General features: G+C 71.8%; 19 protein-coding genes and 1 pseudogene. 7 read left to right on the forward strand and 13 right to left on the reverse strand.

What is annotated here, in order from left to right; all coding sequences use genetic code 11:
* Nucleotides 1–39 precede the first annotated feature (39 nt).
* From OG729_RS06980 to OG729_RS06995, 4 genes are all read right to left on the reverse strand, one after another.
* Complete coding sequence (locus OG729_RS06980) at nt 40–408, reverse strand: hypothetical protein (RefSeq protein ID WP_405804960.1); 369 nt, start codon at nt 406–408, stop codon at nt 40–42.
* A 101-nt stretch (nt 409–509) separates the two neighbouring features.
* Nucleotides 510–1580 (reverse strand): zinc-dependent alcohol dehydrogenase family protein, encoded by a 1071-nt coding sequence (locus OG729_RS06985; RefSeq protein ID WP_405804961.1) that lies wholly within the window; start codon nt 1578–1580, stop codon nt 510–512.
* Nucleotides 1581–1650: 70 nt separating this feature from the next.
* On the reverse strand, nt 1651–3759 hold the full coding sequence (locus OG729_RS06990; protein ID WP_360880643.1) for a phage holin family protein: 2109 nt from the start codon (nt 3757–3759) through the stop codon (nt 1651–1653).
* 198 nt (nt 3760–3957) lie between these two features.
* Nucleotides 3958–4362 carry a hypothetical protein gene (locus OG729_RS06995; RefSeq protein ID WP_405804962.1) on the reverse strand — a complete coding sequence of 135 codons (405 nt, stop codon included), beginning with the start codon at nt 4360–4362 and terminating at the stop codon, nt 3958–3960.
* Nucleotides 4363–4477: 115 nt separating this feature from the next.
* Between OG729_RS06995 and OG729_RS07000 the strand changes: the two genes are divergently transcribed.
* On the forward strand, nt 4478–5260 hold the full coding sequence (locus OG729_RS07000; RefSeq protein WP_405804964.1) for an MBL fold metallo-hydrolase: 783 nt from the start codon (nt 4478–4480) through the stop codon (nt 5258–5260).
* The gene (locus OG729_RS07005; protein WP_405804965.1) at nt 5257–5937 is read left to right on the forward strand and encodes a DedA family protein; all 681 of its coding nucleotides are present in this window, start codon (nt 5257–5259) and stop codon (nt 5935–5937) included. The genes OG729_RS07000 and OG729_RS07005 overlap by 4 nt, the downstream gene beginning before the upstream one ends.
* Here OG729_RS07005 and OG729_RS07010 read toward each other — a convergent pair.
* The 5 genes from OG729_RS07010 to OG729_RS07030 form a co-directional block, all read right to left on the reverse strand.
* On the reverse strand, nt 5917–7077 hold the full coding sequence (locus OG729_RS07010; protein WP_405804967.1) for an MBL fold metallo-hydrolase: 1161 nt from the start codon (nt 7075–7077) through the stop codon (nt 5917–5919). The two genes, OG729_RS07005 and OG729_RS07010, sit on opposite strands and share 21 nt — an antisense overlap.
* Nucleotides 7078–7089: 12 nt before the next feature.
* A complete protein-coding gene (locus tag OG729_RS07015) occupies nt 7090–8307 on the reverse strand; it encodes an aminotransferase class I/II-fold pyridoxal phosphate-dependent enzyme (RefSeq protein ID WP_405804968.1) in 1218 nt (405 codons plus the stop codon).
* 124 nt (nt 8308–8431) lie between these two features.
* The gene (locus tag OG729_RS07020; RefSeq protein ID WP_405804969.1) at nt 8432–9733 is read right to left on the reverse strand and encodes a sulfite oxidase; all 1302 of its coding nucleotides are present in this window, start codon (nt 9731–9733) and stop codon (nt 8432–8434) included.
* A 220-nt stretch (nt 9734–9953) separates the two neighbouring features.
* The gene (locus tag OG729_RS07025) at nt 9954–10463 is read right to left on the reverse strand and encodes a hypothetical protein (protein ID WP_405804971.1); all 510 of its coding nucleotides are present in this window, start codon (nt 10461–10463) and stop codon (nt 9954–9956) included.
* A gap of 177 nt (nt 10464–10640) precedes the next feature.
* Nucleotides 10641–11927: an aspartate ammonia-lyase gene (locus OG729_RS07030; protein WP_405804972.1), complete on the reverse strand. Its 1287-nt coding sequence runs from the start codon at nt 11925–11927 to the stop codon at nt 10641–10643.
* 235 nt (nt 11928–12162) lie between these two features.
* Here OG729_RS07030 and OG729_RS07035 point away from each other — a divergent pair, with 235 nt between their 5' ends.
* From OG729_RS07035 to OG729_RS07055, 5 genes and pseudogenes are all read left to right on the forward strand, one after another.
* Nucleotides 12163–13617, forward strand: coding sequence for a bifunctional phosphatase PAP2/diacylglycerol kinase family protein (locus OG729_RS07035; protein WP_405804973.1), 1455 nt, complete (start codon nt 12163–12165; stop codon nt 13615–13617).
* Between the two features lie 75 nt (nt 13618–13692).
* The gene (locus OG729_RS07040) at nt 13693–14226 is read left to right on the forward strand and encodes a GNAT family N-acetyltransferase (RefSeq protein ID WP_405804975.1); all 534 of its coding nucleotides are present in this window, start codon (nt 13693–13695) and stop codon (nt 14224–14226) included.
* An 88-nt stretch (nt 14227–14314) separates the two neighbouring features.
* Nucleotides 14315–15124, forward strand: a complete 810-nt coding sequence (locus OG729_RS07045) for a class I SAM-dependent methyltransferase (protein ID WP_405804977.1) — start codon at nt 14315–14317, stop codon at nt 15122–15124.
* Between the two features lie 49 nt (nt 15125–15173).
* Nucleotides 15174–15527, forward strand: coding sequence for a VOC family protein (locus tag OG729_RS07050; RefSeq protein ID WP_360880904.1), 354 nt, complete (start codon nt 15174–15176; stop codon nt 15525–15527).
* A 136-nt stretch (nt 15528–15663) separates the two neighbouring features.
* Nucleotides 15664–15861, forward strand: a pseudogene (locus tag OG729_RS07055) (RNA polymerase sigma factor); the annotation flags it as partial.
* A gap of 149 nt (nt 15862–16010) precedes the next feature.
* Here OG729_RS07055 and OG729_RS07060 read toward each other — a convergent pair.
* From OG729_RS07060 to OG729_RS07075, 4 genes are all read right to left on the reverse strand, one after another.
* Nucleotides 16011–17054 carry an asparaginase gene (locus OG729_RS07060; protein WP_360880902.1) on the reverse strand — a complete coding sequence of 348 codons (1044 nt, stop codon included), beginning with the start codon at nt 17052–17054 and terminating at the stop codon, nt 16011–16013.
* A gap of 75 nt (nt 17055–17129) precedes the next feature.
* Complete coding sequence (locus tag OG729_RS07065) at nt 17130–18479, reverse strand: amino acid permease (protein ID WP_360880924.1); 1350 nt, start codon at nt 18477–18479, stop codon at nt 17130–17132.
* A 146-nt stretch (nt 18480–18625) separates the two neighbouring features.
* Nucleotides 18626–19363 (reverse strand): FadR/GntR family transcriptional regulator, encoded by a 738-nt coding sequence (locus OG729_RS07070; protein WP_360880900.1) that lies wholly within the window; start codon nt 19361–19363, stop codon nt 18626–18628.
* 334 nt (nt 19364–19697) lie between these two features.
* The gene (locus tag OG729_RS07075; protein WP_405804979.1) at nt 19698–21671 is read right to left on the reverse strand and encodes a DUF5107 domain-containing protein; all 1974 of its coding nucleotides are present in this window, start codon (nt 21669–21671) and stop codon (nt 19698–19700) included.
* Nucleotides 21672–21719: the final 48 nt, after the last annotated feature.

Consider the following 21719-nt stretch of genomic DNA (forward strand, 5'->3'; position numbering starts at 1 on the left):
TGTGCTGTGGCTGATGGGGCTCGGCTGAGGCCGGGCTCATCAGCAGCGCAGGACCACGCAGCGCACGGCGTGCATCGGCAGCGGGAGTTGTGCCTGCCGGCTCGGCCCGGGGCGGTACGGGGCCGCCCGGCCCGGATCCGAACGCAACCCGGACCGGGTGGCCGGTGCGACGGGGCGTGCCGCGGGGCACGCCCGGCCCGTGGCTTCGGTGGCCGCCTCCTCCGGCTGGCCGGCACTCGCCGGGTCGGCCGGAGCGGAGGCGGGGGTCCGGATCTCGCCGGCTCCGGCCGCCGCCGCAGCGGAGCCGACGGACGTACCGAGCAGCGCCAGAAGCACCAGCAGGACGACCGCGACGGCCCGGCGCGCGACGGCGCCTTCCGCTGCCTCGACGCTCTGGGGCTGCTTCATGGGGGCGACCTCCTGGACATGCCTAACTGCCCAGGAGACGCCAGGTTCTGCCGCGCTCCGGCCGAGATCCGCTCTACCGGGGTACGCGCATTACGCCGAATTCACCGCCGGGTGTTCGCCGCCGGGTGATCCACCGCCGGGTGCGGAGTGATCACGGTGACGCCCGTCCCGGACGCGGCGCCGAGAGAGACCAGCGCCGCGGGCACCCCGTCGAGCCCGATCCGCGTGGTCACCAGCAGGTCGGGGCGGAGTGCGCCGGAGGCGACCATCGCCATCATCTCGGGGTAGGCGTGCGCGGCCATACCGTGGCTGCCAAGGATCTCCAGCTCCAGCGGGACGACCCGGTCCATCGGCAGATGGACGCCGTCGGGCAGCAGGCCGACCTGCACATGGCGGCCCTGACGGCGCAGGCTCTGTACCGAGTTAACGCAGGTCACGGGCGCGCCGAGGGCGTCGAGCGAGAGATGCGCGCCGCCGCCGGTCGCCTCGTGGACGGCCTCGGCGACAGTTCCCTCGAGTGCCGAGGCGTCGACGCACACCTCGGCCCCGAACGTCCTGGCCAGCTCAAGCGCGCCGACCGAGACGTCGACCGCGACGACCCTGGCCCCGCACGCCGCGGCGATCATCACCGCGGACAGGCCCACTCCCCCGCATCCGTGCACGGCGACCCACTCCCCCGGCGCCACCCTGCCCTGTGCCACAACGGCGCGGAAGGCGGTCGCGAACCGGCAGCCGAGGCTCGCGGCGGTGGCGAACGACACCGACTCGGGAAGGGCTACCAGATTGACGTCGGCGTGGTGGACGGGGACGTATTCGGCAAAGGATCCCCAGTGTGTGAAGCCGGGCTGTTCCTGGCGCTCACAGACCTGCTGTGCACCGCGCGCGCAGGCCGCGCACCGTCCGCAGGCGCAGATGAACGGCACGGTGACCCGCTCGCCCGGCCGCCAGTCGGTGACGTCGTCGCCCACCGACTCGATCACTCCGGCCAGCTCGTGCCCGGGGACGTGCGGGAGGGTGATGTCGCTGTCGTGGCCCATCCAGCCGTGCCAGTCGCTGCGGCACAGACCCGTCGCCTCGACCCTGATCACCGCGCCGCCACGGGACGGCACGGGGTCCGCCACCTCGCGTACCTCCAGCGGCTTCCCGAACTCTTCGAACACCACAGCACGCAAGGGGCACACTCCCTGGTCCGGCGGATCTTCCGCTGCCTCCACCGACTCAACGTAACCGGACGGACGGCTTCTACAGCAGCCCCTGGCCTGGCCCGCCCGGCACGTCCGGCACGAACGGCACGTCCGGCACGAGCGGCACGAGCGGCACCTGCGGTCCTTCGCACTCCCGCAGCCAGCGCCTCAGCACCCGGTGCACCCGCTCGGCGCCCATCAGGCCGTTGCCGTCGGAGACCGGCGCGGACAGGTCGAACGGCGACAGCAGGAAGGGCTGGGACTGTTCGCCGCCGAGGCCGCCGTGCGAACCGATCTGCTCCTCGAAGGCGTGCACCGTGCCCGCGTCCGGGTCGTGCATCGAGTTGACCATGATGTCGGCGACATGCGGGAAGGAATCGGTGCGGCGCACGGCCTCCGCCGCACCCGGGCCGTAGACCGCCAGCAGGCCGTCGTCGTCCAGCGCCGCGACGGGCACCTCGACGCCGCCGGGGCCGAGCACCAGTGAGCCGTGCTGCTCGCTGCGCACCAGCAGGAATCCGATGCCCGGGTGGGCCGCGAGCGTGCGCAGCAGCGCCGGGTGGCGGCGCTCGATCTGCTCACGGCTCAGACGCTCCGCCGAGTCGGGGAAGGAGATCAGCGCGAGATTGCCCGAGGCCAGCACGACAGGGTCGGAGCCACGCTCCGGATGCTCGTCCGCTCCGTCGGCGAAAGGCCGGTGGAGCGCGCTGCGCAGCGCGTCGCCCGCCGCGTCGCGGGCCTCCGCACCGCTCTTGGAGCGGTTCGCCCGGCGTGGGACGGGCAGCCCGCAGCCGGCCCGTACAAGATCCTTGAGCGTGAGTCCGTAGGCGCCTTCGAAGGTGTCCCCCGGGCTCTGCCCGTGGTCGGACAGCAGCACGATCCGGTAGCCGCGGGGCGCGTGTTCGGCGACCTTGGCGATCAGCGCGATGGAACGGTCGAGCCGTTCGAGCACCAGCGAGGCGTCCCGGCTGTGCGGTCCCGAGTGGTGCGCCACTTCGTCGTACGCGACAAGGTCGGCGTAGACGGCGGTGCGTCCGGCGAGCATGTCCCCGATCACCGCGGCGACCACCACGTCCCGCTCGACGACGGTCGCGAACGCCCGGATGAAGGGGTAGAGCCCGCCCCGCCCGACCCGCGGCCGGTCGCCGCGCAGCCGCGCCCGCGTCGACTGGCCTATCTCGCGGGCGACTTCGGCGATGAACGACACCGCGGTGCGCACGGCGTTGGCGGGGTCGCTGAAGTAGGCGAAGTAGCCCTCTCTGGAGCGGTTGGCCCTACCGCGCCTGGCGGCCATGGACAGCACGAGCGCGAGTTGGTCGGCGCCACCGCTGAACAGATTGCCGCGGCTGGCGCCGTCGACGGTGAGCAGTCCGCCGTCGCCGGTGCGCTCGATGGCGCGGCGCTGGAGCTCGGCGGCGCTCGCGGGCCGGTTGCTGACCATGACCCGGCCGCTGTCCTTCTCGTACCAACGGAAGGCGGGGACGTCGTGGTTGGTGCCGTGCAGGATGCCGAGCTGGCTCGCGCCGGTCTGGCTGGACCAGTCCGTGCGCCAGGGTGTGAGCCGGTGGGTGGTGCCGATCCAGCCGGCGACGGTGGGCATCGCACCGTCATCGGCCGCGCGCCGCAGCACCTCGTGCCCCACCCCGTCGAGCTGCAGGAAGACCGTGCCCGGGGACTGCTCACGGACGTCGTCCTCGCCGCGTCGCCGTCTGCGGCGGGCGGCGAGCCGGGAGAGCCTGCGCCGGTAGGCGTTGTCGTCGCGGACGGCGAGCGCGGTGGAGGTCGTGGAGGCGACGGCGGACATCACGGCGGCGACGACGACCGCGGTCTCCGGGTCGGCCGCGCCGCGTCCGTCGGGGATCAGCCAGAGGGCGATCAGCAGCAGCGAGCCGTTGAGGAAGAAGACCAACAGGCCGAGCACCAGGGCGGGTACGAGCAGCAGGGCACGTACGACGACCGGCCAGACGAGTGCGGTCAGCAGACCGAAGGCGCCGGCGCCCCAGGCGGCCGTGATGGCGGTCCTGGTGATGCTGTCGCCGTCGTCGGACTGCAGCTGGAAGTCGGGCAGCAGCCCGGCGAGCGCCAGCATTGTCAGCGTGGACACGGCCCACACCACGATCACGCGCAACAGGGCACTGCCGGCGCCGCGCCATCGCCCCTCGGCCACGCCGTCTCACCTCACCTTGGGTCTGCCTCCAGCCTGGCACAGGGCCGGGGCGATCCGGCGGGTGCCCTTGCGGGGCTGTCGGGCGACCGCTGGGCAGCCGTTGTACCCGGCCGTCGGGCGACCCGCTCAGCAGCCGTCGTACCCGGCCGTCGGGCGACCCGCTCAGCAGCCGTCGTACCCGGCCGTCGGGCGACCCGCTCAGCAGCCGTCGTACCCGGCCGTCGGCATGGAGAGCCTGCGGTGCACATTGGCCTTCATCGCCGCGTCGTAGACCGGCTCGTCGAGGCCTGCGGTCTCCAGCCGTACGCCCCTGCGTCCGCACTCGGCGCGGAAGTCCGGCACGGACCTCAACGCCCGTTCCAGCACCTGCTCGTTGGGGGCGACGAACAGATCCACCCGGCCCGCGTCGACATCGGTCCACAGCCCGCAGTGGTCGGCGCGCAGTCTGCAGAAGAGCAGTTCCTGCGTGACGACATGGCCCCGGTCGGCGGCCCAGCGGGCGCACATCGCGTGCTGGCTCCGGGTGTCCACGAGAAAGGGGGCGCGGTCGAGTTCCTCGAGGGGGATCAGGCAGGCGATCGCCGCCACTCGTAAACCGTCCATGGAACGTCCCCCTGCACTCGCCGTCACCCCGACCCTACTCCGCAACCGCCCCCCACCCCTTACCGCGTCGGGGGGATCTAGGCTCGTAGATGTAGGCGGATCGAGGAGGCGCTGCGTGCCGGTGGAAGTCACCTGGTGGGGTCATGCCACTTGTACGGTCGAGGACTCCGGGGTGCGGGTGCTGACCGATCCGCTGTTCGTGCGCCGGCTCGCCCATCTGCGCAGGCGGCGCGGTGAGCTGCCGCCGCCCGAGGCCGCCCGCGCCGAGGCAGTCCTCGTCTCCCATCTGCACTCCGACCATCTGCATCTGCCGTCACTGGCGCGGCTGGCACCCGGCACCCGGCTGCTCGTGCCGCGCGGCGCCGCCCGCTCGGTGCCCGCGCTGAAGCGGCTCACGGACAGGGCAGGACTGCGGATCACCGAGGTGGGCCCGGGCGACGAAGTCCAGGTGGAGGATCTGGTGGTGCGGGCGGTGCCCGCGCTGCACGACGGGCGGCGGCTGCCGCTCGGGCCGCACCGCTCGCCCGCGCTCGGCTATGTGATCAGCGGCGAGGCCCGGACGTACTTCGCCGGGGACACCGGACTCTTCGACTCGATGGCCGACGAGGTCGGCCCGGTCGATGTGGCGCTGCTGCCGGTCGGCGGCTGGGGGCCGTATCTCGGGCACGGGCATCTGGACGCGAGCCGGGCGGCGCAGGCACTCGCCTCGCTCGCGCCGCGCGCGGCGGTGCCGGTGCACTACGGCACCTACTGGCCGATCGGGATGGACGGAATCCGGCCGCACGAGTTCTACGCCCCGGGCGAGGAGTTCGTACGCAAGGCCGCGCGGCTGGCTCCGCAGGTGGCGGTGCACCGACTGGGGCACGGCGAGCGCGTCCGCCCGGAGGCCGCCCGGTGAGCGCGAAGCTGTCGGAGGTGCTCGGCCGTCTGTCGGAGGCCGTGGGACGGCTGCCGCCGGAGTCGACGCAGCAGGCCGTCGGCTATCCGTCGCTGTTTTTGCTGGTGGCGCTCGGTTCGCTGGTGCCGGTGGTGCCGACAGGGGCGGTGGTGAGCTCGGCCGCGGTGGTGGCCTTCCATCAGACGTCTCCGCTGGCGCTGCTGTTCGTCTTCCTGGTGGCGTCGTTCGCCGCGTTCCTCGGGGATGTGACGCTGTACTGGCTCGGGCGGCGCGGCGTTGGTTCCAAGAACGGCTCGCGCTGGCTCGCGGCGCTGCGTGAGCGTTCCGCGCCGGACCGGCTTGAGCAGGCGCAGCGCAAGCTGGACGAGCACGGCGTGACGGTGCTGGTGCTCTCCCGGCTGGTGCCGGCCGGGCGAATTCCGGTGATGCTGGCCTGTCTGCTCGCCAGGATGCCGCTGCGCGCGTTTGTACGCGGCGACATCCCGGCGTGCCTGGCCTGGGCGGCGACGTATCAGCTGATCGGGATTCTGGGTGGCTCGCTGTTCGACGAGCCGTGGAAGGGCGTGGTCGCTGCGGTGACGCTGGCCGTGGTGATCAGCGGGGCTCCGACGGTGTGGCGCAGGCTCCGGCGCGCCGCCCGGCCGGGTTCGTCCGGCTCAAGCGGTCAGCAGGCGTGAGCCGCCGACCGGCAGGTCCCACAGCTGTTCGCGCGGCCGGCCGGTGCGCTCCCAGGCTGCCCTGACCCGGGTCAGGGGTTCGAGGACCGGCTCGGCGGAGAGCACGAACGTCGCCCAGTGCATCGGTGCCATGTTCCGCGCGCCGAGGTCGTCGAAGGCATGCACCGCCTCCTCCGGATCGGTGTGCACATCGCTGAGCCACCAGCGCGGGTCGTATGCGCCGATCGGCAGCAGCGCCAGATCGAGGTCGGGATGGCGACGGCCGATCTCCTTGAACCAGTGGCCGTAGCCGGTGTCGCCGGCGAAGTACACGGACTGGTCGTGCTGGTCGGTGAGCACCCAGCCGCCCCACAGCGAGCGACAGGTGTCGGTGAGGGTGCGCTTGGACCAGTGATGGGCCGGTACGAAGTCGAAGCGGACGCCGCCCAGATCCGCGCCCTCCCACCAGTCGAGTTCCGTCACCCGGGTGAAGCGGCGGCGGCGGAACCAGCGGGCGAGGCCCGCCGGGACGAAGACCGGGGTGTGCCGCGGCAGCCGCTTGAGGGTGGGGGCGTCCAGATGGTCGAAGTGGTTGTGGCTGATGACGACCGCGTCGATGGCCGGCAGATCCTCCCAGCGCACGCCGACGGGGGTGATGCGGGCGGGGGTGCCGAAGATCCGGCGGGACCAGACGGGGTCGGTGAGGACGGTGAGCCCGCCGATGCCCAGCACCCAACTGGCGTGTCCGGCCCAGGTGACAGCGACGGTCGCGGTGTCCACGACGGGCAGCGGTCCCGGTGCGAAGGGCAGCAGCGGAATGTCCCGCAGCCCGTCGGCGCCGGGGCGCACCGCGCCCTCCCTGGCAAGGCGGGCCATGGCCCGTACGCCGGGCAGCGGAGCGGTCAGCCGGTCGGCGAAGGAACCCGGCCACCGGCGGATCTCGCCGAGGGGGCGGGTGCGCGAGCGGGGCCGTACGCCGTCTGTCGTGCCCGGGGCTCCCAGGTGCGACGGAGCCGTTCCGATCTGTCCTGTCTGTGCCGGGTGCCCCGGCTGCCCCGGGTGCCCTGGCCGCTCCGGGTGCCCTGCCTGTTCCGGGTGCCCTGCCTGTGCCGAGTCGGCTGCCTGTCCCGAGTGCTCCGCCTGCTCCGTCTGTTCCGCCATCCGGGGCTCCGATCAACGCAGTTCGTCGAAGGCCGTTCCAAGAATGCTCAACGCCCCCGCCACATGCGGCAATTCCAGAGGAGCCGGTGAGGTGAGGGATTCCTGCTGCTGCTCGGGAGCCGCTCCCAAAAGCGGTCCGGTGGCCAGCCGCACCCGCAGCGCGCCCAGCTCGTCGCCGAACCGGTGCCCGCCGGGCACGGGTGCCCCCACCCGGTCGGTCAGATACTCCTCGAGCTCCATGGAGTCGGTCACACCCCGCTCGGCGAGGCGGGCGCGCAGCGGCCCGAGGTCCGCGTACAGATGGCGGCCCGCCTGCGGCGGACGGGCGAGCGCGCCGGACACGAGCACCGCGCGGTGCACGGCGGCCGCCACGCGCGCGTGCAGCGCGGCCGCGTGCTCCAGCCTGGCGATGACCGGTCCCGGCTCGTCGAGTGCGTGGGCGGCGGCCGCGGCGACCGGTCCGGCCACCACCGCGCCGAGCGCGGTGAGGATGTCGAGGGTCCTGGCGCGCCGGGCGGCTCCCTCGTCGGTGCACGGGAAGCGGGCGACGGCGACCGGCCAGGAGGCTGGCATGAGCGCGCCCGCCAGATCGCTGATGACGGTCACATCGCCCGGGCACATCTCGGCGGGGCTGAGCAGCACGGTCTCGTGCGGCCTGTGCAGGGTGTCGCGCCAGGTCTCGTCGCTGATGATGTGCAGCCCCTCGCCGACGGCGGCTTCGCAGGCCTCGAGGACGGTCTCGGGCGGAGCGACCGTCGCGGTGGGGTCGTCGGCGACGGAGATCAGCAGCAGCCGGGGCGTCCCGCCCTCGGCGCGCACTCTGCGTACGGTCTCGAGCAGCGCATACGGATCGGGCACGCCGCCGCACTCCGCCGGGGTCGGCACATGGTAGGCGGGCCGGCCGAGCAGCCGGGCCTGCGGAGTCCACCAGGCGGGGCAGGGGCGGGGCATCAGCACATCCCCGCCGTAAGCGCCGATCAGCGCGAACAGCAGTGGCTGCGCTCCGGACGCCGCCACCAGTTCCTCGGGGTGGGAGCGCAGCCCGCGCCGCCACCAGTAGCCGCAGGCCGCCTCGCGCAGTTCGGGGCCGCCGCCGGGCGGCTCACTGTCAGCGCCTTCCGATGCGGCCGCGAGCACGGCGGCGAGCTCGGGCAGCACGGGCAGTCCGGACACGGGGGCGGGCGGCCCGTAGCGGATGGGGCCGTGGCTTTCCGGAGCCGTCCGCTGCATGCCGTCACCTCCGCTGCTCGCGCCCCCGGACGACTGTCCGGCCGACGAGCCCTTTGTGGCCCACGAGCCCTTTATACGGAGGTTTGCGAGAGCCCGCCGCGCGGGAGCGGCGGGCGGCCGGGCCTCAGACCACCATGACCGGGTGCCTGACCACCGCGTCGAAGAGGTAGCCCTGGGTGTTGTGGACCGTGCGCTCGGGCTGGGTGTTGCCCGCACGGTCCGTCGTACGGGCCAGCAGCTCGGCCGGTCCCGTGCGGCGCGGGTGCCAGTGGGCCGTCCAGCGGACCCAGCCGTCCCGGCGCGGGGTGTCGCACAGCCGCGCCCGGTGCCAGTGCGCTCCGCCGTCGGTGGAGATCTCGACATGGCTGACCGGGGCCTTGGCCGACCAGGCACGGCCCGTCAGCCGGTGCCCGACGCCCGCCGCGAGGCTCGCGCCGAGCGGCAGCTCCAGCGCGCTCTTGATGGTCTGGCGGGTGATCGGCGCGCTGCCGCCGGGCGGGTAGGCGGCGCCGAAGAACCGGTAGAACTCCGTGGTCCAGGGCGAGGACAGCGGTGTCTCGCTGACCTCGATGTCGCCGAGCCACTTGACGGAGGCGAGGCCGATCCAGGACGGGACGATGACCCGGACCGGGTAACCGTGGTCGTACGGGAGGGGCTCGCCGTTCATCTCGTACGCGAGGATCACATCGTCGAGCGCCTTGCCCACCGGCAGCGGTCGGCGCACCCGGCCGTGGTTCACGCCATTGCTGATGAACTCGTCGTCCAGCCCTCGGGGCATCACGTCCACGGCGGACGACGAGATCCCGGCGTGCCGCAGTACGTCGCGCAGCCGCACCCCGCGCCAGCGGGCGGCGCCGATCCCGCCGAGCGTCCAGGGGGTGCCTGTGACGGTTTCGCCCTGCTGGGTGGCGTAGAAATTGCGGCCGTTGCCGGCGCATTCGACGACCGCGGTACGGGTGATGGAGGGCAGCGAGCGGAGGTGGCCGTAGCTGAACTCGACCGGGCGGCGGCCGCCGAGTCCGCTGCCCCAGACGGTCAGCTTCCAGTCCGACTCGCTGAGTACGGGAGTGGAGGTGTGGTTGCGGACGAAGAAGTGGTCGGCCGGGGTGTGGAGCCCGGTGGAGCGCAGTGCGGTGAAGTTGGTCTCGGCGTTGGTGCCGCGGATGGTGAACAGCTCGGGCGGCAGCGGCTTGACGATGCCGGGCGCGGCGAGCGCGGGGCGCGCGGCGGCGGCCGCGGCGGGTGTGGGGGCCGCGAGGTGGGCCGCGAGGTGGGCCGCGAGCGGCGCGGCGGCGAGCAGCTTCAGCAGGTCACGGCGGTCCAGGGCAGGTGACAACGCAGGTCTCCTCGACAGAAGGCGGATGCGTGGGATCGGGTCGTCGGTCTCGTCGCTGTGGGCGCGGGTGTCCTTTGTCGGCGAGGACACGGTCAACAGGGACGGAGACAGGGGCACGGACACGACAGAGCGCGGCGCCGAACGGCAGCCTGAGGCGCGCAGTTGTCCATGTCGACGACCATGTCCGCGATCCTAGGCACGCCGCGGTCGGCCGGGCACCGCCTTACGCCGACTCGGACGCGACCGTGGCCGAATGGGTCCCCTGCGTGGGCGCGCTCTGCACGGGGTGCCCGCGATCCGTGTCCGACAGCTACGAGGCACCGGTGCCTGGACCTTTCGCGCTCCGGGTGCGGTAGGTCGCCAGCCCCCACTGCTGATCCACAATCAGTGTCAGTCCGTGGTCGGCGAAGACGGGCAGCAGCCGTTGGATCCGTGCCTTGAGTGCCCGAAGCGTCATGGGAAGAAAGGGTGTTCCCAGGAGCAGTCTCAGATGGTGGCAGCAGACGGGAGCCTGCGCTCTGGTGATCACGTCGAACAGGAGGCGCTGGCTGGCGGTACCCCCAGCCGGCGTAAGCGGGACCGGCAGTGGCGGGCAGCGTCTCAGGTTGGCATGGATGCGCCAGGCCAGCTCTGCGGCCGGTATCTGCCGGTCGAAAACATCGAACGCCCCGGCGGTGAATGCGGCTACGGCGTCCCGCCCTTCGTGCCGCAGGACGGCGACAGGGGCGATCAAGGACGCGGCCCGGACGAGCCCTGCCAGCCCCTCAGCCTCCGTCGTCGGCGCATCGAGCAGGATCATCACCGGTCTTCGTTCCAGCATGGAGGCGCAGGCTGACTCGCTTCCCCAGCGCACAGCGTCGTCGAGGGCGAGACCCGCATGGCCCAGTCTCTGAGCCAACGCCGAACTCGAGGTCTCATCAACCGACACGAGGGTCGGCAGGTGTGCGCGGACCGGCGGGGCCGGATGGATGCGCCGTATCGTCTGGGTTTGCATCGCCTAGGGGGCGATGCCGGTGGCGGCGGTGTAGCCGATGTGCGGGCTCAACGCGGTGACCAGGCCGATGGAGTGAGCGACCGCGGCGCGCATGGCGACGGTGCCGGCGGTGATTCCCGCCACGCAGCGCTCGGCAAGTGCGAGGCACGTGGTCCGGAGGTGGCTGATGCTCTCCGAGAGGGAGTGGAAGATCACCGGTTCGAAGACGTTGCGCTGGAGCTGTCCGGCCTCGGCGGCCATGGTGACGGTGGCGTCGTTGCCGATGACTTCGAAGGCGACCCGGTTGACCACTTCCGGGACGACCGCGTTGGCCTCGCCCGGCATGATGCGGGAACCGGCCTGCCCGGCTGGGAGGCTGGTCTCGTTCAGCTCTGCGCGGGGGCCCGAGGAGAGCATGCGCAGGTCGCTGCAGTTCATGGAGAGTTTGACGGCGATGCTCTTGAGCACGCCGGACAACCGGACGAAAGCACCGTAGTCCTGGGCGGCTTCCACGAGGTTCCCGGCGGTCACCAGGGGCAGGCGGGTGATGTCGGCCAAGTGGCGCCCGGCGTACCCGGCGAACCCGATGGGCGTGTTGAGCCCCATGCCGATGGCGGTGGTTCCCAGGTTGATCTCGTGGACCGGGCCGACGGCCTCGGCCAGCCCGCCCCGGCTCTCCTCCAGCATGACCGCATACACCGAGAATTCCTGGCCGAGGGTCATCGGCACGGCGTCCTCCGGCTGGTTGCGCCCCCTCGTGAGTACGTCGCGGAACTCCTCGGCCTTGGCGGTGAAAGCCTCGCGCAGGACGGACATCGCGGCAAGCAGTTCAATCACGGCGTTGATGGTGGCGACCTTGATCGCGGTCGGGTAGGCGTCTTCGGTGGAGTGACTGAGGTTGACGTCCTCGTTCGGGTGCAGGCTCTCGTACTCGCCCTTGGCGTGACCGAGGATCTCCAGTGCCCGGTTGGCGATCACCTCGTTGGCGTTCATGTTCGCCGAGGTCCCAGCCCTGCCCTGGATCACGTCGACGACGAATTGGCCGTGCAGGTGCCCGTTCCGGATCTCTCGACAGGCTTCGACGATGGCCAGTGCCTTCTCCGGGGCGAGCAGGCCGAGTTCTGCGTTGGCGCGGGCTGCGGCCGCCTTCACCGCTGCGAGCGCGTCAACGAGCTGAGGGTAAGCAGAAATCGGCGTTCCGGTGGTGGGGAAGTTCTCGCACGCGCGCAGGGTCCGGATGCCCCAGTACGCGCCTGCGGGCACCTCGCGGTCCCCGAGCAGGTCGTGTTCGGTGCGCTGGCCGGGAGTCATCGGTGCGGTCCTCCTAATGCCCGGGCAACCTGTCTGGCTGTCTGACAGGTTCTTGGGCGATCCTGAGGGGCATCAGGAGGCTGTGTCAAGGGCTACGGCGGCGCGATCGCGCCATCTTGGAACCTCGGCGAGCGGTAGCTGCGGGCGCCCGTCCCGCGTGGCGGACGCGTCCACGGGGTACCCGCGATGCATGTCCGACGCTTACGCACACACAAATCCGCAGGTCCGGACGCGCATGGCTGCACTGCTCAGCGGCTGGGACCGGCAGATCCTGAACGCCGTCGCCACCCGGCACTGGCCCCTCGCCGAGCCGGTGCTGCCCCGGCTGAGCCGCAGCGCCAACCACGGGCTGCTCTGGTTCGGCACGGCCGCCGGGATGGTGGCACTGGGCCGCAGCGTTCGCTCCCGGCGGGCCGCCGTACGAGGGGTGGCGTCCCTCGCGCTCGCCTCCGCCGTCATCAACACCGTCGGCAAGCGCTCGGTGCGCAGGGCGCGGCCGCTGCTGGACGCGGTGCCGGTGATACGGCAGCTGAAGAGGCAGCCGTTCACCACGTCCTTCCCGTCCGGGCACGCCGCCTCGGCGGCGGCCTTCGCCACGGGAGTCGCGCTGGAGTCGAGGCGCTGGGGCGCGGTCGTCGCGCCGGTGGCCGCGTCAGTCGCCTTCTCTCGCGTCTACACGGGCGTGCACTATCCGAGCGATGTGCTGGTGGGCGCGGCGCTGGGCGTGGGTGCGGCCTTCGCGGTACGGGGCGCCGTGCCGACGAGGTCTCAGCTGCCCACGCCGGGCCGGCCGTTGGCCGAGGCGCCCGCGCTGCCCGGCGGGGATGGGCTGGTGGTCGTGGTCAACCGGCAGGCGGGCTCGGCGGATTCGGCGGCTCTCGTGCGCGAGACGATGCCGCTGGCCGAGGTCGTTGAGTGCGCGCCCGACGAGCTGTCGGCGGAGCTGGAGAAGTCGGCGGGCCGCTGCCGGGCGCTGGGCATCCTGGGCGGAGACGGCACGATCAACAAGGCGGCGACCGTCGCGGCCGCGCAGGGGATTGCGCTGGCCGTCTTCCCCGGCGGCACACTCAACCACTTCGCGTACGACCTGGGCATCGAGGCGGTCCACGACACCTGCCGGGCCGTTGAGGGCGGCGAGGCCGTCCGGGTCGACCTGGGACGCTTCACGCCGGGCCCGGACGGCACGCAGGCGGGCCACTTCCTCAACACCTTCAGCCTGGGCGTCTATCCGGAACTGGTGCGCATCCGCGAACGCTGGGCGCCGCGGATCGGCGGCTGGCCCGCCGGGGTGCTCGCGGCGTCCCTTGTGCTGCGCGGCGAGCACCCGCTGGAGGCCGAGGTCCAGGGCCGGCGACGCCCGATGTGGCTGCTGTTCGCCGGGAACGGCATCTACCAGCGGGTGGGTCCGACGCCCGGCCACCGGCTGGATCTGGCGGACGGCCTGCTCGATGTCCGGGTGGTGCACGGCGGCCGCTGGCCGGGGCTGCGGCTGCTGGCCGCCGCGCTCGCCGGTCCGCTGAGCCGCTCGCCGGTGCACGCGGCACAGAAGATGCGGCAGCTGCGGATCTCCGGGCTCGCGCCGGGCACGTTGCTGGCGTACGACGGTGAAATCGCGGCGGCTCCAAGGGAGTTGGTGGTGGACAAGGAGGTCGAGGCGCTCACGGTCTACCGCCCGCAAGCACTGCTCTGAGCGCTCGCGGGCCGCTGCGGGCTTCCGCGGAAAACCCGATCGACGGGCTCACGTTGCTTCGCGCACCATGAGCGCATGCAGATACGCCGCGCACAGACCCATGACGCAGCGGGCATCGCCGCGGTCCACGTACGGTCCCGTCAGACGGCGTTCTCCGGTCTCGTACCGCGGGAGCATCTCGACGCGCTCGACCCCGCGCGGGAGGCGCTGACCTGGACGGGCCGGCTCACCGGGCCTCGTGGACCGGCCGTGGGAGTGCTGGTGGCCGAGACGGACGAGGGCATCGTCGCCTTCGCCGGTTTCGCACCGGCCCGCGCCCCCGGCACTGCGGAGATCGGCACGCTTTACGCGCTGCCGGAGGTCTGGGGCACCGGAGTGGGCCGCCGTCTGCTGGCGGCAGTCGTGCGGGAGCTCACCGACGCCGGGTGCACCCGGGCGACGCTGTGGGTGCTGGAGGCCAACGAACGTGCCAGGCAGTTCTACCAAGCCGCGGGCTGGCGTGCGGACGGCGCCGTCGAGGTGGACACGACGGGCGGCCTCCCGCTGATCAAACTGCGCTATCAGCGGCAGCTGCTGCCGGCTTCAGCAGGTGCAGCCGCCCGGGCCTGAAGCTTGTCCACATCCCAAGACAGGGGTCTCGTCATGCGGACGAGCGGCGTACCGTTGTCGTACCCGCTTCCGGATAAGGAGTTCGGCCATGTCGAAGGAGACCGCCGTCTACACCCATGGGCACCACGAGTCGGTGCTGCGTTCGCACCGCTGGCGGACCGCCGCCAATTCGGCGGCGTACCTCATCGGCGAACTCCGCCCGGGACTGGACGTGTTGGACGTGGGCTGCGGACCCGGCACCATCACCGCCGATCTGGCCGAACTGGTCGCGCCGGGGCGGGTGACGGCCGTCGACGCCGCCGAGGACGTACTGCGCCAGGCGCGCGAGACCGCCGCCGAACGCGGCCTGGACAATGTCCACTTCGCGGTCGCCGACGTCCACGCGCTGGACTTCCCCGACGACTCCTTCGATGTCGTCCACGCCCACCAGGTACTGCAGCACGTCGGCGACCCGGTGCAGGCGCTGCGCGAGATGCGGCGGGTCTGCCGGCCCGGCGGCATCGTCGCGGCGCGGGACAGCGACTACGGCGCCTTCACCTGGTTCCCCGAAGTCCCGGCGCTGGACGAGTGGCAGCAGCTGTACCGGCGCGTGGCCCGCGCGAACGGCGGCGAGCCGGACGCCGGGCGCCGACTGCTGTCCTGGGCCCGCGCCGCGGGTTTCACCGACATCACCGCTTCCGCCGCGGCCTGGTGTTTCGCCGCGCCTGACGAGCGCGAGTGGTGGAGCGGCCTGTGGGCGGACCGTACGACCGCGTCGGTGTACGCGAAACTCGCGGTCGACGGCGGCCATACGACCCCCGAACACCTGTCCGCGCTCGCGGACGGCTGGCGGCAATGGGGCGCCCAGGACGACGCCTGGTTCATGGTTCCGCACGGCGAAGTGCTCTGCCGCGTGTGAACGTCGAAGGGACTCTCGCCGTCGGCCGACGCGAACTACCCTCGCCCGTATGGAGATCCTCGGAACCACGCTGCGCATCTGCGTCGACGACCTGGAGGCCTCGACGGCCTTCTACGAACGCCTCACCGGAGCCACCCCCCTGCGCTTCGAGCGCGGCGGGGTCTCGGTGGCCGCCGTCAGCTGCTTTCTGCTGATGAGCGGCCCCGAGTCGGAGCTGGAGGTGCTGCGCAAGGTGACGGCGACGATCGCGGTGAAGGACGTGGACGAGGCGTACGCCACGCTCTCCGAGGCCGGCGCGAGGATCCTCGCGGGCCCGGTGCCGACCCCGGTGGGCCGCAATCTGATCGCCGTCCACCCGGACGGCTCGGTCTTCGAGTACGTCGACCGGAAGGCGGCCGACTGACCACGCCGACCGCCGCTCAGATCTGAGGGGCGTTGTGAAGTGCCGACCGGGCCGAAGCGGCACGCCGCCGGACTGGCCGGGCAGGACGCGGAGATCGGTGAGGCGTCCGCCGAACGAGTCCCACCCGACGTCTTCTCGCACGATGATCGAGGAGGGCCTCGGCCTGGTGCTCGCCGCGCTGACCGGAGGCCCGCCCGGCCCCTACGTCGTGCAGGCCGCCATCGCCGCCCTGCACGACGAGGCCGCCGACCTCGCGACCACCGACTGGCCGCAAGTCGTAGCGCTCTATGACGTGCTGCTCGCGCTCACGCCGTCCCCCGTCGTCGAGTTGAACCCCGGCGGGTGATCTGCTCCTGCTGGCCACGGGGCGAGCCGCCGGGCTCGCAGGCGTGTCCGGACCAGGTGCCGAACGGATCGCGGCAGCGCAGTAGGTATCCGTGCCGACGCCCACCGGCTCTTCGGGAAGAGGGCCAGGTGAGGCACTCATGCGGCGGAAGGGGGCCCTGGGGCCGAAAGGGCGGCCAGCGCGCCCACCACCCGCACGCCCCCGACCGTCGTCCCGCCCTCGATGACCAGCGTTTGGGCGAATCCGGCAAGGACCTTGGGGTCGACTCCGCACAGCGCGAGGGCCGCTGCTGTCACCGGCATCCGGGCGCGGTCGGCGCCGTCGGCAATCTTCACGCCGACGGCCCGCCCGTCCGGCAGCGCCGCGACCTGCACGCCCTCGAACCCGTCCTTGGCAAGCAGGCCCGGCACCGCGCGCATCAGCCTGGCGTCGTCCCGCCCGCTGCCGGAGGCCATCTCCGGGTGCTCGCGCATGGCGTGCGCGACCCGGCCCTCGTGAGTGTCGGGCGCGGCGGTCGCCAGCCGGGCGACGGCCCGGGTGAGGCCGTGCAGGGATACGGAGAACAGCGGCGCACCGCATCCGTCGACCGTCACCCGTGCGATGCCCTGCCCGGTGAGGTCCTCCACGGTCGTGGCGAGGGACCACTGCAACCGGTGTCCGGCGTCGAGGTAGTTGTCCAGCGACCAGCCTCGGGCCCGGGCCGTGATCAGCATGGCGGCGTGCTTGCCCGAGCAGTTCTGAGCGAGCCGGGTGGGTCCGAGGCCCCGGCGGATCCACTCCTCGCGCACCGCAGGGCCGTACGGCAGATCGGGGACATTGCGCAGGTCGTCCTCGGTCAGCCCGGCGGTGTCCAGGATCCGCCGGGCCGTGGCCAGATGCCGTTCCTCACCGGAGTGGCTGGCCGCGGTGAGGGCCAGCGACTCGCCGTCCAGCGGCGGCAGGCCCGCGCGCAGCAGGCCGACCGCCTGGACCGGCTTGAGCGCCGAGCGCGGGTAGATCGAGGCCTCGATGTCACCCGCCCTGAATTCCACGCTGCCGTCCGCCGCCAGCACGACGACCGAGCCGTGGTGAACTGCCTCGATGCCGCCCCCGCGCACTACATGGGCGAGGGGGACATGGGCCGGTTCGCGGTCTGCGGGCGGCTCTGCCGGGGTACGGCGCGGCATGGTTATGTGACTCATACTCAGCTCTCGATGCTGTCGGTGCTCTTGTGCCGGGCGCTGTTGTGCCGGCCGCTCTCGCGCTAGGTGCTCTCGCTACTCAGGACGCTCGTGCGCCGCCGACTCCCGTACAGCCCCGACCCGGCCCCGTACAAGAAACCAACCCGCGACCAACGCCGCCCCGATCGCGGGCAGGGACAGGACGGTCGTGCGGCCTGCCCCGCCGTCGGCCCACATCAGGACCAGTACCGATGCGAGGAAGACCAGCGTGACGATCTCGGTCCACGGCGAGCCGGGCAGCCGGTAGCCGGGCCGGCGGAGCTGCCCGGCCTCGGCCTTTCGCCAGAAGAGGAGATGACAGACCATGATCATGGCCCAGGTGCTCAGGATGCCGATCGCCGCGAAGTTCAGCACGATCTCGAAGGCCTTGCTCGGCACGACGTAGTTGAGGCCCACGCCCAGCACGCAGAAGGATGACGTGAGCAGGATGCCGCCGTACGGGACCTGGTTGCGGTTCATCACGCCGGTGAACCTCGGCGCGGATCCGGACATCGCCATGGAGCGCAGGATGCGCCCGGTTGAGTAGAGCCCGGAGTTGAGGCTGGACATCGCGGCGGTGAGGACGACGAGGTTCATCACGCCGCCCGCCGCCGGCACCCCGATGTTGGACAGCACGGTCACGAAGGGGCTCTCGCCGGCCGAGTAGGCGTTCCAGGGAAGCAGCATCGCCAGCAGTACCACTGAGCCGACGTAGAAGAGAGCCACCCGCCACATGATGGAGTTGATGGCCCTGGGCATGATCTTCTCCGGTTCCGCCGTCTCGCCCGCCGTGACGCCGACCAGTTCGACCGAGGCGTAGGCGAAGACGACGCCCTGGATGACCAGCAGCATCGGGAGCGTCCCGGCCGGGAAGATGCCGCCGTTGTCCACGATCAGCGAAGGGCCGGGGGTGTGGCCGTCGACCGGCTGCTGGGTGACCAGGAGAAAGATGCCGATCAGCATGAACAGGACCAGCGCGCCGACCTTGACGATCGCGAACCAGAACTCCAGTTCGCCGAATATTTTCACGGATATGAGGTTCACGGTCAGCACGACCGCGAGCGCGATCAGTGCGATCACCCACTGCGGGACATCGGTGAACATGCCCCAGTAGTGCGTGTAGGTCGCCACCGCCGTGATGTCGGCGATTCCGGTGGTCGCCCAGTTCATGAAGTACATCCAGCCCGCGACGAACGCCCCCTTCTCGCCGAGGAATTCACGGGCGTACGAGACGAACGCTCCGGAGGACGGCCGGTACAGGACCAGCTCCCCCAGGGCGCGCACGACGAGGAAGGCGATGACACCGCAGAGCAGGTACGCCACGGCCAGAGAAGGCCCGGCACTCGCGAGCCTGCCGCCCGCGCCGAGGAAGAGCCCGGTACCGATGGCCCCGCCGATGGCGATCATGTTGACGTGCCGGGATTTCAGGGACTTGCTGTACCCGGCGTCGCCGGCATCGACGTGCGGACCGTTGCGCTGCTGCCTTTCGTCCAGCCCTTCCAGCTGTAACTCCTGCTGCCGTTGCCGTTCCGTCTTTCCGATGAATTGCTCGCTCACGCCTGGTCTTCGCCTTCCGTGAAGGGGTCGGTGCGGTGTGGTGGCCGCACGATGCTGGTGAGAGTGGACTCGACGCGGGCCAGATGGTGCGTCATGGCTTCCACGGCGTCCTGCTCGGAGTGGTCGACAAGCGCCTCGACGATCGCCCGGTGCTCCCGGTTCGACTGCTCGCGCCGTCCGCCGAGCTCGTTGAGGAACGCGGACTGGCGGGCCAGCGCGTCGCGGATCTCCTCGATGACTCTGCGGAAGACCGGGTTCTGGGCCGCCTGGGCGACGGTGAGGTGGAAGAGGGTGTCCATCGCCACCCATGCGGTGGTGTCGGTCTCCTGCTCCATCCGTTCCAGCAGGTGAGTCAGGTGGTCGAGGTCTTCGGGGGTACAACGCGCGGCGGCGTACCCCGCCACCGGGATCTCCACATGGCGGCGGACCTCGAGGAGGTCGCTCGCCGAGTAGTCGCCGAAGGTCGGATCCTCCACCGGGCCGTTGGAGAGGACGAAGGTGCCCTTTCCGGTACGGGAAACCGTGAGACCCATCGTCTGCAGGGCGCGCAGAGCCTCGCGGAGCACGGGTCTGCTCACTTCCAGGCGACGGCAGAGCTCCGCCTCGGAAGGCAGCTTCTCCCCCACCGCGTAGTCGCCCCGCTCGATGGCGCCGCGGAGATGGCTCAGCACCGCTTCCATCGCGCTGATCCGCCGGGGAGCATCGCCAGCTGTCTGGCTGTCTGACAGGTTCACCCGGGGATAGTCGTCCGTGCGAGGGAAAACTGTCAAGGGCTGCGGCTGAAGTGGCGATGGAGGGGGCGGGGTGAGGCTGCGCCCCGCCCCTCTCTCTCCGGACACGGCCATGGCCTGTCTTCTGGATCAGGCCGGATCAGTGAGTGGGGTCCCCCCACGCCCCCAGGGCGTAGGGGGAGGGTCTGGTGCGTGCAGATGCAAGGCGGAGGATGGAGCCCACGCGGTGGGGGCACCTCCCGTGCCCGAAGGGCTACGGGGGAGTCGGCGACTGACGACAACGCAGCAGATGCGCGTGCCAGGGCACGCGAGCCCGGCAAGATCGGCCGGACAGGCCCTAGGGTGTCCGGGGCCGCATGCGGTAGTCGTACGCGTCGGGCAGCGGCTCGTCGGTGAGCTGCGACCACACGTCGCCGAGGACTTCCGCGCCCTCACGCAGGTCCGCCACCTCGAAGCCCGCGTCGAAGACGGCGCGGGCTTCGTCCGTGCGGCCCTCGGCGATCAGGAGTTGGGCGTCGAGCAGGCGGAAACGGCCGCGTTGCTGTACCGCCGGGCGCAGCCGGTCCCATACGGCGCGGGAGTCCGCGGTGCGGTGCACCGCGAGCAGGGCGTCGATCGCCTCGCGGCCGAGGGCGGCCGTCGCCGATGTCCAGATCTCGCCGTCGTCGCGGCGCTCCTGGCAAAGATCGTCGAAGGCCTCCAGATATCGTTCGGCGGCGCGTGCCGCGTGGCCACCCTCCTGGTCGGCGACGGCGAGACAGCGCAGCAACGGCCAGCGGGACGGGGCGAGCCCGAGGCCCCGCTCCCAGCTGCGTACGGCCTGGGCGAGGTCGCCGGCATGCCACTGGGCCACGCCGAGGTGGTACTCGGTGAGCGGTTCGGCGGGGGCTGTCTCCAGCATGTCGCGCCAGTGCGGGGATACGAGCGAGGGGCCGGGCGGGACGACCCTGCGAGGGGCGGGGAAGACGCCGGTCGTCAGCAACTCGCGCCAGGGCGCCTGTTCTGCACCGAGCGTCGACTCGTCGAAGGGCGTGCCGGGCAGCTTGTGTCCGCCGCGCAGCACCTCCAGCGCGCCCCAGCCGGAACCGGTGGCGAGCCGCTCGCCGGGTTCGGTGTCCGCGCAGGGCCGCCACGCCTCGTACGCCGTGTCCACCGCCGCCCGTGGCAGGGCTTCGGACAGCCGCCCCTCCACCTCGGCGCGCGCCGCGGCCCAGTCGTCGCCGTGCACCGCCGCGGGGTCCGCCGCGAGCGGTCCGTACGACTCCAGCCAGCTGAACTCCCCGCCGCCGTCCAGGCGTAGGTGCTCCAGCTGGGTGCGGGCGAGACCTGCCTGGATCTCCGCGTAACCACGCGTACCCGGCTCGGTCAGCCACTCCTGCCAGCGCCGGCCGCCGCGCCCCGAACCCCACAGGAACAGCTTTCGGCCACGCAGTACATCGGTCGATGTCTGGACGAGGCCGTGACCGTCTGCGTCCAGCGAGGCGATCCACTTGCGGGCCTCGGCGGGCACCTCGTAGAAGTAGTCGGCGGGGTACTCGCTGCGCAGCGGATATGTACGGTCCGCGCCCCGGAAGTCGGGCACGGCCACCCGCCGCAGACTGCGCTCGTAGCCGAAGTGCCAGGCCTCTTCGGCCGGTGCGAGGACGCGCGTCGTCTCGTGTTCCTCGACGGCGATGTTGGACCACCAGTAGACCGGCGCCGGCCGCTCGTGCGGATTGCGTATCCGTACGCCGACATGGAGGAATCCGGAGTCCGCGGGCAGCCACAGATCCACCTGGAACGGCAGGTCGCGCAGCCGCTCCCACTCCCAGAGCCTGACCATTTCGCCGCCGTCGGGCGCGGGCACGATCGCGGCGTGCAGCCGTGCGCAGGACAGGGTGGTGTGGCCGGTCGCGCCGATGTTCCACTCGATGCCGCCGGAGAACCAGGCGCCGTTGAGCGCGAAGTCGGCCGGCTGGAACACCGGGTTGCGGTAGAGCAGTTCACGCCCGGTCGGCTTGTGGTGCAGCGAGTGGATGCGGCCGCCGAGAGAGGGCAGCACGGTGGCCCGCAGCCAGTCGTTCTCGATCACGATCGCGTCCAGGCCGGACTCGGTGCGCTCGCGTCCGTACCCGTCGAGCACCCGCACCGGCAACAGTGTCCGCAGCGGCTCGTACCCGATCTGCCGTGCCATCTCGCGCGGCAGCTCCCGCTTGGTGCGCTCGTCGATCGAGTGCATCTCGTCCAGCGGACGCAGCGCGGGCAGCGGATTCGGTGGTCCCAACGGGGCCGCGGGCAGGGTCAGTACGGTACGCCGCACGGTTGTGGCCAAGGCAACCTCGCATCCTCGCGAACGGCCGCCGACAACTCCTTCGGCCGA

The sequence above is a fragment of the Streptomyces sp. NBC_00210 genome (assembly GCF_045160975.1).
GTDB lineage: Bacteria > Actinomycetota > Actinomycetes > Streptomycetales > Streptomycetaceae > Streptomyces.